Origin of the sequence: Paraburkholderia sp. J8-2 (genome assembly GCF_905220195.1) — a bacterium.
Taxonomy (GTDB): domain Bacteria; phylum Pseudomonadota; class Gammaproteobacteria; order Burkholderiales; family Burkholderiaceae; genus Paraburkholderia.
On sequence record NZ_CAJMZA010000056.1, the window covers coordinates 1 to 17,808 of the forward strand.

The window sequence follows — 17,808 nt, forward strand, 5'->3', positions numbered from 1 at the left end:
TTCGGCGAACCAGGAGGACCACGTTTCGATGGCGACGTTCGCCGCGCGCAAGCTCGCCGATATCGCCGACAACACGGCCAACATCCTCGCGATCGAACTGCTCGCAGCAGCCCAGGGCGTGGACCTGCGCGCGCCGCACCATACGAGCCCGGCGCTCGCGCACGTGATGCAGTCGGTGCGCGCCGAGGTGCCGCATTACGACCTCGACCGTTACTTCGCGCCGGACATCGAAGCGATCACGCGTCTCGTGCAGAACGGCGCGATCGCTTCGCACAGCCCGCTCTCGTTCGAATCCGAGGCGCGCTAAGCCGCGTTGCTGCGGCACGGGCCAATGCGATGAACGCTCCCGCATACCAGGGCATCAAGGACTTCATCCTCGCGCGCATTCACGCCGGTGAGTGGAGCGAGGGCGACCAGGTGCCTTCGGAGAACGAACTGGCGCGCGAGTTCAAGGTCGCGCGCATGACCGTGAACCGGGCGCTGCGCGAACTCACCGCGGAACAGGTGCTCACGCGTGTGCAGGGTGCGGGCACGTTCGTCGCGCGGCCCAAATACGAATCGACGCTCGTCGCCATCCGCAGCATCTCGGACGAAATTCTCGCGCGCGGGCACCGGTATCGCGCCGAGGTGCTCGAGATCGGCGTGCATCGCGCCGACGAGGCGCTCGCCGTAGAAATGGGGCTCGCCGCGAACGACCAGGTGTTCAACTCGCGCGTGCTCCACTTCGAGAACGACGAGCCCGTACAGCTCGAAGAGCGCTGGGTCAATCCCGCGATCGCGCCCGACTACGCGGCGCAGGACTTCACGCATATCACGCCGAACCAGTACCTCGTGCATGTCGCGCCACTGCAGGGCGTGGAGTACCGCATCGAGGCGCTGGCCCCCGAGGCCGATACGCGCGTGCACCTCGCCATGGGCGAGTCCGAGCCGTGCCTCGTGCTGCACCGGCGCACGCGCTCGCGCGGGCTCGTCGCTTCGGTCGCCAATCTGTGGCATCCGGGCAGCCGCTACCGCTTTACCGGGCACTTCTAGCGGGGCCGCCTAGGTGGGGCCGACCAGGCGCGCGGCACCCGCGCTGCGCCTCGCGCCGCCATTTCCTCAGCCTTTTTCGCGTACCCGGCCGATTTGCGCCGGCATGCGTCTTGCTGCCGTTGCAGATCGCCGACAACATCGCGCCAATCGGGCCGGACGGCGCGGGAAAACGCGCGTGCCGCGCCGCAGCCCGTATTATTGAGACGTGACGCGAACGAAGGAGGAGCGCCGTAATGGACGATGCCAACGCCACGCTCATGCCGATGTGGCGGGCCAATCTGGCGCTGCTCACGCGCGAGGTTGGGTCTGCGACGCGGCTCGCGCGCATGATGACGTTTTCCGCGAGCTACATGAAGCTGATCGTGTCGGGCGAGCGCGACTTCAGCGCGGAGTTCGTGCGCGGCGTGGAAGCCGTCACGGGCCTGCCCGAAGGCTGGATGGACGTGAAGCACGAGAGCACCGACGTGCCCGACGAGACGCGCGAGGCGATCGCGAGCGAGACGCCGCGCGCGCGCTTTCGCGGCACGGCGCATCCGGTGCGCAAGGCGCCCGTGCTGCGCGTGGAGCCGATTTTCGGCCAGGGCGCGAAGCGCGAGGAGGCGCCGGCCACGCCAGACGTTCACCGGCGTCTTGCGGGTATGCGCAAGATCCGCGATCTCGCGGCGCAGGACGTGCGCAAGCTCGAGCGCTACTTAAGCGTGCCGCCGGTCGAGCCTGCGGTGCTGCGCTCGCGCATTGAAGACGTCATTAATTACGCCGACCCTGACGAGCGCGTGCGCGCCGATCTCGAAGGGCGGCTCGAACAGATCGAGAAACATCGCGAGATGCTGCTGCGGCATGTCTCGCGCCTCTACGCGCTGCTTTCGCGGCTGGGCGACGAATGATTCGTTGCCCGAATCATCGTTTGAAGCGGCGCCGTCTGATGAATCAGCGCTCCTGCACGCGCAGCTCCGTGAGTATCTGATCGGCGAGAAAGTCGCACGGCGGGCGGTTCGAGCGCGCGCTGCGTGCGAGCACCACTTCCAGCTCGGGCAGCGCCGGCAGGCCATGCTGGCGGCCGAGCGTGACGAACGTCTCGGGCACCGCGCAGCGCGCGAGCGGCGCGATGGCGAGACCCGCGGCCACCATGCTGCACAGGCCCATCAGGCTTGGGCTTTCATATGAAGTGCGATAAGCGATCTTCGCGCGCTCCAGCGCCTGGATCGCGTTCGTGTGCGCGACGCTGCCGCCGCCGAAGAGGGCGACCGGCAGCGGGCGCTCGCGCCAGATCTCGCGCCCGCTCGCCGCGCTGACCGCCGCGGGCGGTGCGGCCCACACCATCGGCTCGAAGCGGATGAACTCGCCCGCCAGTCCGTGCGTGCGCGTGATGCAGGCGAGGTCGATCTTGTTGTCTTTCAGGAGCGGCATGAGCGCGCTGCTCGGCAGCCCGATCACCTGAATTTCCACCTTCGGCCAGTTCGCCGAGAACTTGCGCAGCACCGGCGGCATGAGGGAAGACGCATAGTCGTCGGGCACGCCGATCGACACGCGGCCCGTTACCTCCGGGTGCGCGAGCGAGGCCCACGCTTCGTCGCGCAGCGCGAGCATGCGCCGCGCGTAGGCGATGAGCGTCTGGCCGTCGGGCGTGGGCGTGACGCTGCGCGGCGCGCGGATGAAGAGCGGCTTGCCGATGGATTCCTCGAGCGCGCGGATCTGCATGCTGAGCGCCGCCTGCGAGCGGTGCACGAGCGCGGCGCCGCGCACGAAGCTGCCGGCGTCGGCGACGGCCACCACCATGGCGAGCACGTCGAGGTCGAGGGTCTTCATTGGTATAAGAAAAATTGATCGAAGGCTTCAATATAACGCGTTTGTCTGAACGCGGGGGCAGGCAGATACTGGGGACGTACCGACCCTTCGCGCCGTTCCCCGCGCAGCCCTTCGCCGCAGTTCTTCGCTTCTGGGAGAAGCCCATGTTGATGTCGCCGCCCGTCGATTTGACCTACGAACGATTCCAGCAACTGAACATGCGGCTCGACATGTCGCGCGGCAAGCCTTCGCCCGAGCAGCTCGATCTTTCGCAGGCCCTCATCGACGAAGCGGGGCAGGCGGGGTATCTCGCGCGCGACGGCTTCGATTGCCGCAACTATGGCCTCGCGAGCGGGTTGCCCGAGGCGCGCGAGCTGGGCGCGGAACTGCTCGGCGTGCCGGCCGCGCAGGTGATCGCGGCGGGCAATTCGAGCCTCGAACTGATGCACGACGCGCTGACGTTCGCGCTGTTGCATGGGGTGCCGGTGGGCGAGGGCGCGGACATCGGCGCGCCGTGGCGCGCGCAGGGCGAGATCGCCTTCCTGTGCCCGGTGCCGGGCTATGACCGCCACTTCGCGATCTGCGAGGCGCTCGGCGTGCGCATGATCGCCGTGCCGATGCGCGAGGACGGCCCCGACATGGACCGCGTGGAAGCGCTGGTGCGCGACGATCCGTCGATCAAGGGCATGTGGTGCGTGCCGCTCTACAGCAACCCGACGGGCGCGATCTGGTCCGACGCGGTCATACGCCGTCTTGCCGCCATGCCTGCCGCGCCCGACTTCCGTCTCTTCTGGGACGATGCCTACCGCTTTCACCCTCTCACCGACGACGCGCTCGCGACGCTCGACGTGTTCGAGGCCTGCGCGGCGGCGGGTCATGCGCAGCGCGCGCTGATGTTCGCATCGCTTTCGAAAGTGACGTTCGGCGGCGGGGCATTCGCGTGGCTCGCCGCCGCGCCGCGCAACGTGGCCTGGTGGCAGAAGCATGCGGCCGTGCGCACCATCGGGCCGGACAAGCTCAACCAGTTGCGCCATGTGCGCTTTCTGCGCGACCGCGCAACGCTCACTGAACTGATGGCGCGCCATCGGGCGCTCCTCAAGCCGAAGTTCGACGCTGTCGACGAGGTGTTCCGCGCGCGCCTCGCCGCCGTGCCCGGCGTGAGCTGGAACGTGCCGCGCGGCGGCTATTTCATCAGCCTCTATGCACCCGAGGGCTGCGCGCGGCGCACCGTCGAACTCGCGGCGTCGGCGGGCCTTGTCCTCACGCCTGCGGGCGCGGCGTTTCCGTATGGCGTCGATGCGCGCGACAGCCATCTGCGGATTGCGCCGTCGTATCCGTCGCTCGACGAGGTGCGCCTCGCCGCCGAAGGCATCGCGCTTTCGCTGCTGCGCGCCGTCGACGAACGCAGGGCGTAGCGCTCAGGGCCGGCTCGGCGGCTCTCGCGTCGATGTGCTACAACGGCAGACGTAGTCCACGAATGTAGCCAAACTCACGCGAGGTTGCCGTGCAAGGTCTCGCCGCTTCCCTGCAACGCGCGCTTGCCCAACGCGAGCGCGAAGGCCGCGCCGATAGCGGCCGTGCGCCCACGGCGCGTCCGCTCGCGGCGGGCGCGGGCTGGTCGGTCGACGACGTCGTCTGCACGCTCGGCCCCGGCGACCGGCCTTACGAGGAGCGCCACACGAGCGCGTGCCTCGCCATCGTGGCGGCAGGCGTGTTCGGCTACCGCAGCGGCAACGCACGCGCGCTCATGACGCCCGGCGCGCTCATGCTGGGCGAAACCGGCGCCTGCTTCGAATGTGGGCATCGTCATGCGGCGGGCGACCGCTGCCTTTCGTTCCATTACGACCCGGCCTGGCTCGACGAGCAGGCCGCGGCTGCGGGGCTCGCGCCAGGCGCGAGGCGCTGGCGGGCCGCGCGGGTGCCGCCGGTGCGCGCGCTCGCGCCGCTCGTGGCGCACGCTTGCGCCGACGCGCTCGCACAGGAGCGGAGTCACGCGAGCGAGTTCGGCGGCGCAGCGTGGGATGAAATCGCACTGGAACTGGCGCTCGCAACCTTGCGTGTGGTGGCGAGCGGCAAGGACGCGCTTGCGCCAGCCACGCCGGGCGCCGCCGCGGCGGCACGCGTGGTCGCGACGCTGCGCATGATCGACGAGACGCCCGACGACGCGCATACGCTTGCCAGCCTTGCGAGCGCGGCGGGTGTGAGCGAGTTCTATTTTCTGCGCACGTTCTCGGCCGTGGCCGGTGTGACCCCGCATCAGTATTTGCTGCGTGCGCGGCTGCGCGCCGCCGCGCTGCGTCTCGCCGCCGACGACGAAGCGAAAATCGTCGACGTTGCCCTCGCGAGCGGATTCAATGACCTGTCGAACTTCAACGCCGCGTTTCGCGCGGAGTTCGGCGCGAGTCCGCGTGCGTGGCGTGCCGCGCAGCGCGGGCGCCAACTCGCGCAGACCTCATGGCCGAACGCCGCGCAAGCGGCAGTGCGCACCTGAGGCGCCCATGACGCGAGGCGAGTGGTTCAGGCGCGGCGGCCTGTGCGTCGCGTCGTGCCTTGCGTTGTCCCTCGCGTTGCTCGTTGCGTTCGCGAGCGGACAAGCCCGCGCACAAGCGAGCGACGGAAGCCCCGGAAGTGCCGCACAAATCGACCTCCCTGCGTTCACGCTCGAGCGCGACGTGCATCTTTTCGTCGTGCAGCAGGACGGCTCGGTCGTCGAGGACGACGACACCGTGCTGCGCGCGAACACGACTGCCGGCGTGGACGAGATTGCGCAGCGCTACGTCTGGTTCAATAAGGATATCGAAACGATCACGAAACTCGCGGCCGAAACCATCGACCCGGACGGCACCGCGCACGCCGTTGGCGCGAGCGGCATACGCGACGTGCAGGAGCCGCGCTCGGCGGGCGCGCCCACGTTCGAGGACGGCGTGCTGCGCACGGTGATCTTTCCTGGCGTCCAGGTCGGCTCGCGCGTGCATCTGCATTTTGCGAAGCGCCGTGCGAAAGCGCTGGAAGCGGGCACGTTCTCGTACTTCGTCGAGCCGACCGGCGAACCCGTCGAATTTCAACGCCTCATCTTCGATCTGCCCGCCAACGTGCCGCTTCACGCCGATGCGCGCGGCTATACGGCGCTCGCTCCCGAGACGGCGAACGGCCGCACCCGCTACGCGTTCGACTACCGGCACGGCCCCTATGCGCCGCTCGAAGCGGGCGCGGTGGCCTATGTGAACTGGGGCGACCGGCTGATGGTCTCGACCGTGCCCGACTTCGCCGCGTTCGCCGCGCGCTACCGCGAAGCCGCCGCCGATCCCACCTCGGCCGATGCGGCCATCGCATCGCTTGCTCAAGCGCTCACGTCGGACGTGAGCGACCCGCGCGAGAAGGCGCGCCGCATCTACGACTGGATGCGTTTCAACATTCGCTACGTCGCGCTCTTTCTTGGCGAGACCGCAGCGGTGCCGCATCGCGCGACCGACATCCTGCGCAACCGCTACGGCGATTGCAAGGACCACGTGGCGCTTTTCAGCGCGCTGCTGGCGGCAGTGGGCATCCGCGCCGAGCCCGTGCTGCTCAATCTCGGCCCCGTCTACACGCTGCCGGACGTGCCGGGCTATGGCGCGCACGCGATCAATCACGCGATCGCGTGGCTGCCCGACCTGGGCGTGTACGCCGACACGTCGTCGGGCGGCTACGCGTTCGGCTACTTGCCGCCGGGCGCGATGGACCGGCCCGTACTGCTCGTCGACCAGGGCGTGCTCTCGCGCGCGCCCGCGACCGAGCGGCGCGAGCGCACGGCGCGCCTCTCGCTCGACGTCGCCTCATCCGGCGACGCCGCCTACAGCTATTACGTGCAAGACGAGGGCGCGGGCGCAGAGCCCGAGCGCAACTCGTTTCGCCGCGCGACGCACGCGGGCGCGCAGCAACTCGCAACGCAACGCTTGCGGCTCACGGGCCTCGCCGGCACCGCGCGCGTGAGCACGAGCGCGACGGACGCAACCGATGGCCCGTTTTCGGTGACGATGCAAGGCACGCTCGATCATATGGTCTGGCGCGACGGCACGACTGCGATTCCCGCGACGAGCAGTTTCACGGGCGGCATCGCCACGCAGATCGACAACTGGCTTGCCCAGCCGCGCCGGACGCAACCGTGGGCGTGCATCGGGGGGGAGTTTGCGGAGAGCGCGCAAATCGAACTGCCCGCGTTCGCGCGCGTGACCGACGTGCCGCACGATACGCAAGTGAGCGACGCGTTTCTCGACTACACATCGCACTACGTGTTCGACGCGCGCTCGCGCACGGTGCAGATCGAGCGGCGGCTATTGGCGCGCTTTGGCCACCAGATGTGCACAGCCGACGAATTCGCGCAGATGCGCGACACGCTCCTTCGGATCGAGCGCGACACCCATGCCCAGATCGTCGTGCGGGCGGCGCCTGCGGCGCAGGCGCGATGAGCGGCGCTCAGCCGCCGCGCGTCGTCACCGGCACCCACACGCCTTTTTTCACCTGCCAGAGCGTGGAGGCGCCGTTCTTGAGCGAGCCATCCGGCTCGAAGGCGATGCGGCCCGTCACGCCGTCGAAGGCGAGCGCCTTGAGCGCGCTGCGGTACACCTCGGGCTTTGCCGACTTCGCGTTGACCATCGCATGGATCGCGGCCCACGCCGCGTCGTAGCCGAACGGCGCGTAGGCGAGCACGTCGGTGCCGAAGCGGCTTTTATAGGCCTGCTCGAAGCGCGGGCCCTCGGGCAGTTGCGCGAGCGGGCGCCCGTATTCCCAGGCCATTGCGCCTTCGGCGGCCGCGCCCGCGTCGCGGGTGAAGTCGGCGTTCGCCACGCCCCCGCCGCCCACGAACTGCGCGTTCATGCTGCGCGCCTTCATCTGCTTCACGAGCGCCGCGCCCTGGTGGGCCAGGCCGCCGAAGTAGAGCAGGTCGACATCGGCGGCCTTGATCTTCGATAACTGCGGACCGAAGTCGCTCGCGATGCTTTCCGCGAACTCGCGCGCGACCACGTTGCCGCCATGCTCGCGCACCGCGTGCTCGAACACGTCGGCTTCGCCCTGGCCGAACGCGGTGCGGTCGTCGATGATGGCGACGCGTTTGGCTTTCATCACGTCCACGGCCCACGCGCCGGCTACGCCTGCGTTTTGCGCGTCGTTTGCAATCACCATGAAGGTGTTGGCGAAGCCTTGCGAGGTGATGACCGGATTGGTGGCGGCGGGGCTGATCATCGGAATGCCGGCGCTTTCGTAGATGCGCGAGGCCGGAATGGCCGAGCCCGAGTTGAAGTGGCCGACCACGGCGTTCACGCCCTCGTTCGCGAGCGTTGCGGCGGCCTGCACGCCGAGGCGCGGGTCGCTGCGGTCGTCGATGGGCACGAGTTCGAAGTGCGCCGTCTGCTCGCCTATTTTGAGGTTTTGCGCGTTCGCTTCGTCGAGGGCGAGCCGGACGCCGTTTTCCAGGTCGCGGCCGTAGTTCGCGTAGTCGCCGGAGAGCGGCGAGACGAAACCGATGCGTACGTCGAGTGGCCCGGCGGCCAGCGCGCTGCTGCCGGTGCCAATTGCGCACAGCGTGCCGATCAGGAGTCCGGCTGCAAGCTTGCCCAATCTGCGGCGCTTACCGCTCGCACGGCACGCCGTGGCAAATGCGTAGGCGGTGGCGGATCTGGGCGCGGTGGCGAGACTCATCGTGACTCCTTGCGCGGCAGCGGCGCGGTGCTCTTGTGTGCGTTTTTTCCGGGTACGCCGCGCCGCGCGCCGGCCGTGGCGCGTAGGCGGGGCGTCTCGTCTTCGGGTCTTGCCAGGCTTTGCTGGGTCTTGCGGTTAGCGGCTGCGGCTTGCCAGAACGTGTTTTACGAACGGCTGCTTGCTCGTGCGGATAGAACTAGTTGTCCCGTTGCAGTTCGAAGAGCGCGTCGCGCAGGCCCACGAGCGGCGCCATGGTGTCGGCGCTCGCCCAGCCTTCGAGGTCGTCGAGCGCGCGATTGCAGCCGTCGAGCACCACGTCGAGATCCACGGGAATGCCGTTGGCGAGCGCGAAGCGAATCGTCGCTTCGAAGCGTTCGCATTCGTCGTCGCCGTACGAGATGTCGAGCGTGTCGGCAATGGTTTGGGCAATGTCGCTGCGCTGGCGGTCGCTTTCGTCGACGAAGTCGATAATGCCGCGCGCGACGTCGGGCGCATGGTAAAGCGCGATGTCGAGCCACACGGCGGCGTCGAAATCGCTTTCGTGACTATGTTCCTCGAAGTATTCGATCGCTTCCTGCTCGTGCGTCTCGCCGGCGTCGACGGCAACGCAAAGCTGCTCGAAATACTCTTCCTGTTCGCTACGGATTGAATCGGACATCGGTCATTCTCTAAAGACGGTGGGCGCCGCGGCCGCTTCCGCCGCCGCATATCATGCGGACCGCATTATAGGCCGCGCGCGCACCTCCTTAGTCTAGGCGGCATCCACCGACCAGGCATCGAACCATTCTCGCGGGCGCGCGATCTGGTCTTGCGCCGCGACGATCTCCAGTTCGTAACGGCCCGCGTCGTAGGTCGCCTTCACCACGGCGTTCACCGCCGCGAGCGTGTGCTCGAACGCGCGGCGCATCGAGTCGCCGAGCATCAGGCGAGCGACGAACACCGCGCTCGTCACGTCGCCCACGCCCACCGGCTGGCGCGCGAATGGGTAGAGCGGGCGCTGGCCGAGCCAGGCTTCGTGCTCGGTCACGACGAGCATGTTGAAGCGGTCGGCGGGGCTGTTGCGGTCGAGCAGATGCTTCACGAGGATCAGCTTCGGGCCGCGCCTGAGCACTTCGCGGCACGCGAGCACGGCTTCTTCAGCGGTTTCGATCTCGCGGCCCACGAGCCGTTGCAGCTCGCTGTGATTGGGCATCATCGCGTCGGCGACCTCGGGCATGTTGCGCACGAGGAACGCCTGGATGCCGGGCTCGACGCGGCAGCCTTTTTCGGTGTCGAGCGTGCCCATCACCGGGTCGCAGAAGTAGCGCGCCTGCGGGTTGGCGGCCTTCACGGCGCGCACCACTTCGATCACGGCCTGGGCCTGCTCGGGCGCACCCAGATACCCCGATAGCACGGCGTCGCAGCGCGGCAGCACGCCGATCGCGCCAATGCCTTCGACGAGATCCACGACTTCGTCCGAGCCGATGGCGGCGCCGCTCCAGTGGCCGTATTGCGTGTGATTCGAGAACTGCACCGTGTTGAGCGGCCAGACGTTCACACCGAGGCGGCGCATGGGAAACACCGCGGCGCTGTTGCCCGCGTGACCGAACACGACGTGCGACTGGATGCTCAGAACATTTTTCATGGCCGGTCCAGATTTCGTTGTGGCTCGCGGCGCGCAACGCACGCCGCGCCTTGCGCAGGTGCAGCAACGATAACCGAATTCGCCGTACGCAGTCGATGGATGCGTGGGCGCGGTGTTGCATGCGCGCCCGCAACGGTGCTTGCCAATCGACTGGAATTCGCGTGGGAAAGCGCTAAGCCGCGCCGTTTTGACCGGTCAGTTCGCGATAGAGCGTCATGTAGCGTTGCGCCGATGCCGCCCAACCGAAGTCTTGCTGCATTGCACGCGAGCGCGTCTCGCGCCAGTCGCGGCTGCGCCCATACAACGCGAAGGCGCGGCGGATCGCGGCCGCGAGCGCGTCGGGCTCGAAGCGCTCGAACACGAATCCGGTCGCGAGGCCATCGGCGAGATTTTCGAGCGACGCGTCGACCACCGTATCGGCGAGTCCGCCCACGCGGTGCACGAGCGGCAGGGCGCCGTAAGCGAGCGCGTAGAGCTGCGTGAGGCCGCACGGCTCGAAGCGCGAGGGGACCATCATCACGTCGGCGCCCGCGACGATCTCGTGCGCGAGCGTCTCGTCGAAACCAAGCTCCACGGCCACCGATTCGGGATGCTGCTGCGCGGCGCGCGTATAGCCCTGTTCGAGGCTGGCGTCGCCGGTGCCGAGCACGACGAGCTGGCCGCCGCGCGCGACGATCTCGGGCAACGCCGCAAGCAGCAGGTCGAGGCCCTTTTGCTCGGTGAGCCGGCTCACCACGCCGAACACCGGGGCGTCGTGCTTCTGGGCGAGCTTCAAGCGCGCCTGCAAAGCGGCCTTGCAGTGCATCTTGCCGCTCTGGCGCATGGCCGAATAGCGTGTGGCGATGGCCGCGTCGCTCGCGGGATTCCACACGGCGTAGTCCACGCCATTGAGGATGCCGACGAGATCGTGCGCGCGTCCGCGCAGCAGCGCCTCGAGGCCGCCGCCCTGGGCGACCGTCTGAATCTCGCGCGCATAGGTCGGGCTCACCGTTGTGATCTTGTCGGCGAAATAGAGACCGGCTTTCAGAAATGAAAGCTGCCCATAGAACTCCACGCCATGCATGTCGAAAAAGTCGCGTGGCAGGCCGAGGGAGTCGAACTGCTGAGCGGGGAAGATGCCTTGGTACGCGAGGTTGTGAATCGTGAAGATCGAGCGCGCGCCGCCGGGCGCCACGCTCTTGCCGCGCTCGCGCGCCGCCGCGCGCAGATAGGCCGGCGCGAGCCCCGCGTGCCAGTCGTGCGCCTGCACGATGGCGGGCGCCCAGTCGGGATCGAGATGCAGCGCGAGCTGTGCGGCGCTCCAGCCGAGCAGCGCGAAACGCTGCGCGTTGTCGCCATAGGGCACGTGCTCGGCGTCGAGGTAGGGGTTGCCGGGGCGTGCATAGAAGGCGTCGGCGCGGATCATGTAGACGGCAAGCTCGCTGCTGGGCAGGCGCCCGAGTTCCAGCGTGGCCTCGGGCGCGCCGAAGGTGTGCGCAAGACGTGCGACGGGCCGCAGGTCCTCGAGACCCGCCGCGACGGGTGCGAAGCCCGGCAGCAGCAGGCGCGCGTCGGCGCCCAGTTCGATCAGCGCGGCGGGCAGGGCGGCGGTGACGTCGGCGAGGCCGCCGGTCTTCAGCAGCGGATACAGCTCGCTGGCTACGTGCAGGACGCGAATGGTCATCGGGAGTCAGTCCTCTCGGTGCTCGGGTTGCTTGCGGGTTGGCGCGTCCTTGAGCGTATGAACCTCGCCAGGCACTCAGCTAGCCCGGCAACTTCGCCAGCGCCTCGCTCGTGACCAGCACAACACCGCTCTCGGTGCGATAAAAGCGTTCGGCGTCGCGCGCGGCGTCTTCGCCGATCACGGTGCCGTTGGGAATCGTGCAGCCGCGGTCCACCACGACCTTGCGCAGCCGGCAACTCGTGCCCACCGTCACCTGTGGCAACAAGACTGCCTCGGCAATGTTGCAAAACGACTGCACGACGACATTCGACGAGAGCACCGAACGCGAGATCTGCGAACCCGAGATCACGCTGCCGCCGCACACGATCAGGTTGGTGCCCGAGCCCTGCAGACCATTCAGGTCGCGCACAAACTTGGCGGGCGGCAACTGCTCCTGGTAGGTCCAGATTGGCCAGTTGCGGTCGTAGAGGTCGAGCGCGGGAATGGTCGAGGCGAGATCGAGATTGGCGGACCAGTAGGCGTCGACTGTGCCCACGTCGCGCCAGTAGGGTTCGGCGGCCGGGTCCGACGACACACAGGACATGCTGAACGGATGGGCGATCGCGTGACCGTCGCTCACGACGCGCGGAATGATGTCCTTGCCGAAGTCGTGATCGGTGGCCGAGCGCGAGATGTTTTCTTCGAGCAGCTGGACGAGGTAGGTCGTATCGAACACATAGATGCCCATGCTCGCGAGCGCGATGTCGGGGCGTCCCGGCATGGCGGGCGGATCGTCGGGCTTCTCGACGAAGCCGGTCACGCGGCGCGTCTCGTCCACGGCCATCACGCCGAACGCGCGCGCTTCCATGCGCGGCACCTCGATGCAGCCCACCGTGCAGTCGGCGCCGCTCGCGGCGTGGTCGGCGATCATGCGCGTGTAGTCCATCTTGTAGATGTGGTCGCCGGCCAGCACCACCACGTACTTCGGGCGAATCGAGCGGATGATGTCGATGTTCTGGTACACGGCGTCGGCAGTGCCGCGATACCAGTGCGCGCCTTCCACGCGCTGCTGCGCGGGCCACAGGTCGAGGAACTCGTTGAATTCGCCGCGCAGGAAGCCCCAGCCGCGCTGCAGGTGGCGCAAGAGCGAGTGCGCCTTGTACTGCGTGACGACCGCAATGCGGCGGATACCCGAATTCAGGCAATTCGACAGTGCGAAATCGATGATGCGGTACTTGCCGCCGAAGTACACGGCCGGCTTCACGCGCTTGTTGGTGAGCGGCCCGAGGCGTGTGCCGCGGCCGCCAGCGAGCACGATGGCGAGGGTGGTGCGCTGCAGATCGTTGAGGCTTGCCGGAGTTTCCATGGTCGTCTCCTTGTTGTGCCCCCGGTGCGGCCGCCGCGGCCCGCCTCGTCCTGCCCGGGCCAGCGCGGTCCTTCTCTGGTGTGCCTGTCGCGTCCCTGATGCGGCGCGTTGCGCAATGCAGCACGCGTGCCGTGCGCCGCGGACGTCTCGTGCGTCCTGTATTGACTGTTCTAGCGTAGCGCGAATTGCCCGTCAGCGGGTCCGGACATGCGCGCCGCATTCGTGCGAGGCGTTCGTGAGCAGCGAATGGAGCAGGCGGAACAAGCGGAACAAGCAGAGCAAGCGGCATGCCGCGCGCACAAGCGGGGCGCGCAAGCGGGCAGGAGCAGGGCGGGGCCGCTAGAATCGCTGGCTGTACCGGCGCCTTTTCGGCGTGCTGTTTTCTGTCCGACCTTCTGCCCGATTCCTGATCGATGAGAGCCATCCTGAACCACACGCTTGCCCGCTTTGCCCCTCTCGTTGCCGCATTGAGTGCGGCCGCGTTCTGTCATGGCGCTTTCGCTGCCGGGACAGAGGCGAGCGGCGCGGCGCCGATGACCGCGTCTTCACCTCAAGCCGCAACCCAGACGCCCGATGGTCTCGCGTACGGCCCCGAACTGCAGGGCTTCGAGTATCCGCATCCCGTGCATGACTTTGCGTTCGTTTCGCAGGGGCAAACGCTGCATATGGCGTACATGGATTTGCAGCCCGCAAAACCGAACGGACGCACCGCGGTCCTGCTGCACGGCAAGAACTTCTGCGCGGCGACGTGGGACGCCACCATCCGCGAGCTGCATGCCGCGGGCTACCGCGTGATCGCGCCGGACCAGATCGGCTTTTGCAAATCGAGCAAGCCGGCTTCGTACCAGTTCAGCTTCCAGCAGCTCGCGCGCAACACGCACGCGCTGCTCGCGGCGCTCGGCGTGCATGAGGCGACGATCATCGGCCATTCGACGGGCGGCATGCTGGCGGTGCGCTATGCGCTCATGTATCCGCAGGAAACCGAGCAGCTCGTGCTCGTGAACCCGATCGGGCTCGAAGACTGGAAGGCGAAAGGCGTGCCCTCGATTTCGGTGGACGACTGGTACGCGCGCGAGCTGAAGACGAGCGCCGACGGCATTCGCCGCTACGAGCAGGCCACTTATTACGCGGGGCAGTGGCGGCCAGCCTACGAGCCGTGGGTGCAGATGCTCGCGGGCATGTATCGCGGGTCCGGCAAGGCGCAGGTGGCGTGGGACTCCGCGCTGCTGTACGACATGATCTATACGCAGCCGGTGGTCTACGAACTCGGCCAGCTGCAGATGCCGACGCTGCTGCTCATCGGCGACAAGGACACGACCGCCATCGGCAAGGATCTCGCAGCGCCCGAGGTGCGCGCGCAGCTCGGGCACTATCCGGTGCTGGCCAAAGCTGCGCAGCGCGCCATTCCCCACGCGACGCTCGTGGAGTTTGCCGACCTCGGGCACGCACCGCAGATGCAGGACCCGCAGGCGTTTCATGCCGCGCTGCTCAAGGGGCTCGACGCGTTGAACCCATCGCACTAGGAGTGCGTGCGCCTTTGCCGAACGCGACGTAAGCCGCGCGTTCCGGTTAACGTCCCGCGGCGGCTTCCTTCAGTTCGTCGCGGGCCTGCGCCGCCATCTCGAACGAACGCAGCCGCGCCGCGTGGTCGTAGATCTGCGCGGTGACGATGAGTTCGTCTGCGCCGGTCTGCTCGATCACCGAGGCGAGGCCCGCGCGCACGGTTTCCTGGTCGCCCACCACAGAGCAGGCGAGCGAGTGCGACACGCCGGCCAGTTCGAACTCGTTCGCCGCGATCTGCTCGACCGGCGGCGGCAGCTGCCCCGGCGTGCCGCGCCGCAGATTCACGAACTGCTGCTGTAGCGAGGTGAAGAGAAAGCGCGCTTCTTCGTTCGTGGGCGCGCCGAACACGTTCACACCGACCATCGCATGGGGCTTCGCGAGCACGGCTGACGGACGGAACTGCGAACGGTAAAGGCGCAGCGCCGTGAGCAGATGGTCGGGCGCGAAGTGCGAGGCGAACGCGAACGGCAGGCCCATGGCCGCCGCAAGCTGCGCGCCATACAGGCTCGAGCCGAGGATATAGAGCGGCATGTTCAACCCCGCGCCGGGCACGGCGCGCACGCGCTGGCCTTCCACGGGGGCGGCGAAATAGCGCTGCAGTTCGGCCACGTCGTCGGGGAAGCTGTCGGCGCTGCCCTGCAGGTCGCGGCGCAGCGCGCGCGCCGTGGTCTGGTCGGTGCCGGGCGCGCGCCCGAGGCCAAGGTCGATGCGGCCGGGGTAGAGCGCTTCGAGCGTGCCGAACTGCTCGGCAATCACAAGCGGGGCGTGGTTCGGCAGCATGATCCCGCCCGAGCCCACGCGGATGGTTTGCGTGCCGCCCGCCACGTAGCCGATCACGACCGAGGTCGCCGCGCTCGCGATGCCCGTCATGTTGTGATGCTCGGCCAGCCAGAAGCGGTGATAGCCAAGGCGTTCGGCATGCCGGGCGAGATCGAGCGTGTTTCGCAGGGCGGCGCCGGCATGGGAGCCAGCCGGGATAGGCGAGAGGTCGAGTACGGAGAATAGGGTCATGGGCTTGGGCCTGGTATGGAAAGCGCGACGCGCATGCGGTGCGCCGGTTTCTCGACACGCAGCCGCAAGGCAGTCGCAAGGTGCGGCCATTGTGCCAAAGCACTTTTGTTCGTGCTGGGGGCCACCAGGAACCCATGCCACCAGCGTGGATTCAGACAGGGCGGATTTTTTCTACGCCCATTCGATTTGAATATTAACGAGAACTACTCTTGTTTAAATACAAAGCGCGCGTTTTAATTCAAATTCATTAAAGAATCATTGCTATATGCTTACCGAATTTTTTCGGAGCGAAAAAGCTCTGGAAGGCGGTTGTGTAATAGCTGAAATAGTTACGTTTTTGCAGCTTTCGCAACGCATTTTCCCGCGTCTGTCGGAAGCAGGCGACAGTGCTTGCTGATACAATTTTCCGCGTCGAATCGGGGATCGACCATATCCGCTCGTTTCACACGACGGTTTATCTCCATTTGTTTTGTTTGTTCAATTGCCTTGCATCATGCAAACCGGCATCAATTGTCGGGTTTCTAGCCTTCAATGCGTAATACGGCTACGATGCGCGGTTTATTTCTGGATTTTCAGGGCAGGGAAATGGTACGTGGTGAAACGCGAATTCCGGTCGGGGCACCGCAGGAGTATCACCCCTTGCGCGCAGCTGCCGGCGAGCGCGGGTTGCCCCACGTAAACCGGCTAGGCGGCGCGCCATGACGGTGTCGCAGGTTTTCGCCATGCCGGCGCCCTGGCCCGTGCTCGTCTGGGGCGTGGTCGTGCTGTGCAGCGTTGCCGCGTTCTACGGCCTCGTCGCCGCGCTCACCATGCCGCGTCTCGGTTCCGCCGCGCTCGTGCGCGAAGCCGCGCGCCGCGCGCGCCGTGCGCAACCGCAGCCCGTGAGCGTGCTCAAGCCCTTGTGCGGCGCCGAGCCGCGCCTCTACGAAAATCTCGCGACCTTCTGCGAGCAGCGGCATCCGCGCTTTCAATTGCTGTTCGGCGTGTCCTCGCCGGCGGACCCGGCCATCGCCGTCGTGCGCCGGCTGCAGTCGGCTTACCCGGGCCACGACATCGAACTCGTGATCGACCCGCGCGTGCATGGCAGCAATCTCAAGGTGAGCAACCTCATCAATCTGGCTGCGCGCGCGCGTTACGACGCGATCGTCGTGGCCGACAGCGATATCGCCGTCGAACCCGATTATCTGGAGATCGTCACCGCGCCGTTGGCCGACCCGGACGTAGGCGTCGTGACCTGTCTCTACAGCGCCCGCAGCATCGGCGGTTTCTGGCCGCGCGTGGGCGCGCTGTTCATCAACGAGTGGTTCGCGCCCTCGGTGCGCGTGGCGCATTCCACGGGCTCGCGCGCGTTCGGTTTTGGCGCGACGCTCGCGCTTTCCCGCGCGACGCTCGAACGCATCGGCGGATTCGCCGCGCTCAAGGACTGCCTCGCCGACGACTATCTGCTCGCCCGTTACGCGCGCGATCACGGCCTTGCCACGGTGCTCGCGCCGGTGGTGGTGGCCACCGACGTGATCGAGCCGACCTTCGGCTCGCTCTGGCTGCGCGAGACGCGCTGGCTGCGCACCATCCGCTCGGTGAATCCGGCGGGCTTCGCTTCACTGTTCATTACGTTCCCTACGCCGTGGCTCGTGCTGGGCGCGCTGTTTTACGGCTTGCTCGCGGCGGGGGCGGGCATCGGCGCGTGCGCGACGACGCGCGCGGCGCTGGCCTCGCTCGCCACAGCCACGACGGCGGGTATCATTGCGCGTTTGATACTGCACGCGCGAGCAAGCGGAAGCTGGCGAGCGTTCTGGCGCGATTTGCCGCTCGTGCCGCTGCGCGATGTGCTGCTGGCCCTGCAGTGGCTTTCCGCCGCGTTCGGCTCGCACGTGATCTGGCGCGGCGTACGCGTGAGCGTCGCCAATCCCGAGGCCGAAGCGCCTTCCGCCATGGCCGCGCGCGCGCGCGGGCAGCGGCCTGCCGTAGAAGGATCGGACGCTCGTTAAACGCGTCGTTCCAAGGCCGGCGCTTGATTTCCGCTTGATACCCGCTTGAATCCCGCTTGAATGCGACTGTCACCTCAATCATCACCCGACACACCCCGGGTACCCGGAGCACTCATCG

Annotated in this window: 15 protein-coding genes; 8 read left to right on the forward strand and 7 right to left on the reverse strand. The window is 67.4% G+C overall.

The features are described 5' to 3' along the window. From U5A52_RS41970 to U5A52_RS41980, 3 genes are all read left to right on the forward strand, one after another. The coding region (locus U5A52_RS41970; RefSeq protein ID WP_321940246.1) for an aromatic amino acid lyase at positions 1-307 on the forward strand (307 nt) is incomplete at its 5' end. 29 nt (positions 308-336) lie between these two features. Next, a complete protein-coding gene (hutC, locus tag U5A52_RS41975; protein WP_321940248.1) occupies positions 337-1,032 on the forward strand; it encodes a histidine utilization repressor in 696 nt (231 codons plus the stop codon). A 233-nt stretch (positions 1,033-1,265) separates the two neighbouring features. After that, positions 1,266-1,916 carry a hypothetical protein gene (locus U5A52_RS41980; RefSeq protein WP_321940250.1) on the forward strand — a complete coding sequence of 217 codons (651 nt, stop codon included), beginning with the start codon at positions 1,266-1,268 and terminating at the stop codon, positions 1,914-1,916. Positions 1,917-1,959: 43 nt separating this feature from the next. On the opposite strand, the gene U5A52_RS41985 is transcribed toward U5A52_RS41980, so the two are convergent. Further along, positions 1,960-2,838 carry a LysR substrate-binding domain-containing protein gene (locus U5A52_RS41985; RefSeq protein WP_321917915.1) on the reverse strand — a complete coding sequence of 293 codons (879 nt, stop codon included), beginning with the start codon at positions 2,836-2,838 and terminating at the stop codon, positions 1,960-1,962. A gap of 143 nt (positions 2,839-2,981) precedes the next feature. Between U5A52_RS41985 and U5A52_RS41990 the strand changes: the two genes are divergently transcribed. The 3 genes from U5A52_RS41990 (at position 2,982) to U5A52_RS42000 (ending at position 7,265) form a co-directional block, all read left to right on the forward strand. Beyond that, a complete protein-coding gene (locus tag U5A52_RS41990; RefSeq protein ID WP_321940252.1) occupies positions 2,982-4,232 on the forward strand; it encodes an aminotransferase class I/II-fold pyridoxal phosphate-dependent enzyme in 1,251 nt (416 codons plus the stop codon). An 89-nt stretch (positions 4,233-4,321) separates the two neighbouring features. Further along, positions 4,322-5,308, forward strand: a complete 987-nt coding sequence (locus tag U5A52_RS41995; RefSeq protein ID WP_321940253.1) for an AraC family transcriptional regulator — start codon at positions 4,322-4,324, stop codon at positions 5,306-5,308. A gap of 7 nt (positions 5,309-5,315) precedes the next feature. Then, positions 5,316-7,265 (forward strand): DUF3857 and transglutaminase domain-containing protein, encoded by a 1,950-nt coding sequence (locus U5A52_RS42000; RefSeq protein WP_321940254.1) that lies wholly within the window; start codon positions 5,316-5,318, stop codon positions 7,263-7,265. A 7-nt stretch (positions 7,266-7,272) separates the two neighbouring features. Here U5A52_RS42000 and U5A52_RS42005 read toward each other — a convergent pair whose 3' ends face one another. From U5A52_RS42005 to glgC, 5 genes are all read right to left on the reverse strand, one after another. Beyond that, positions 7,273-8,496 carry a branched-chain amino acid ABC transporter substrate-binding protein gene (locus U5A52_RS42005; protein ID WP_321940256.1) on the reverse strand — a complete coding sequence of 408 codons (1,224 nt, stop codon included), beginning with the start codon at positions 8,494-8,496 and terminating at the stop codon, positions 7,273-7,275. Positions 8,497-8,692: 196 nt separating this feature from the next. Continuing rightward, complete coding sequence (locus U5A52_RS42010) at positions 8,693-9,154, reverse strand: hypothetical protein (RefSeq protein WP_321917908.1); 462 nt, start codon at positions 9,152-9,154, stop codon at positions 8,693-8,695. A 93-nt stretch (positions 9,155-9,247) separates the two neighbouring features. Beyond that, on the reverse strand, positions 9,248-10,120 hold the full coding sequence (pdxY, locus tag U5A52_RS42015; RefSeq protein WP_321940257.1) for a pyridoxal kinase PdxY: 873 nt from the start codon (positions 10,118-10,120) through the stop codon (positions 9,248-9,250). A gap of 172 nt (positions 10,121-10,292) precedes the next feature. Beyond that, positions 10,293-11,783, reverse strand: a complete 1,491-nt coding sequence (gene glgA / locus U5A52_RS42020; protein ID WP_321940259.1) for a glycogen synthase GlgA — start codon at positions 11,781-11,783, stop codon at positions 10,293-10,295. Between the two features lie 79 nt (positions 11,784-11,862). Next, positions 11,863-13,128, reverse strand: coding sequence for a glucose-1-phosphate adenylyltransferase (gene glgC / locus U5A52_RS42025; protein WP_321917902.1), 1,266 nt, complete (start codon positions 13,126-13,128; stop codon positions 11,863-11,865). Positions 13,129-13,661: 533 nt separating this feature from the next. On the opposite strand from glgC, the gene U5A52_RS42030 reads away from it, so the two are divergent. Then, complete coding sequence (locus tag U5A52_RS42030) at positions 13,662-14,651, forward strand: alpha/beta fold hydrolase (protein ID WP_415766172.1); 990 nt, start codon at positions 13,662-13,664, stop codon at positions 14,649-14,651. A gap of 46 nt (positions 14,652-14,697) precedes the next feature. Here U5A52_RS42030 and U5A52_RS42035 read toward each other — a convergent pair whose 3' ends face one another. After that, complete coding sequence (locus tag U5A52_RS42035; RefSeq protein ID WP_321940261.1) at positions 14,698-15,702, reverse strand: LLM class flavin-dependent oxidoreductase; 1,005 nt, start codon at positions 15,700-15,702, stop codon at positions 14,698-14,700. 698 nt (positions 15,703-16,400) lie between these two features. On the opposite strand from U5A52_RS42035, the gene hpnI reads away from it, so the two are divergent. Then, complete coding sequence (gene hpnI, locus U5A52_RS42040) at positions 16,401-17,690, forward strand: bacteriohopanetetrol glucosamine biosynthesis glycosyltransferase HpnI (RefSeq protein ID WP_321917898.1); 1,290 nt, start codon at positions 16,401-16,403, stop codon at positions 17,688-17,690. Positions 17,691-17,808: the final 118 nt, after the last annotated feature.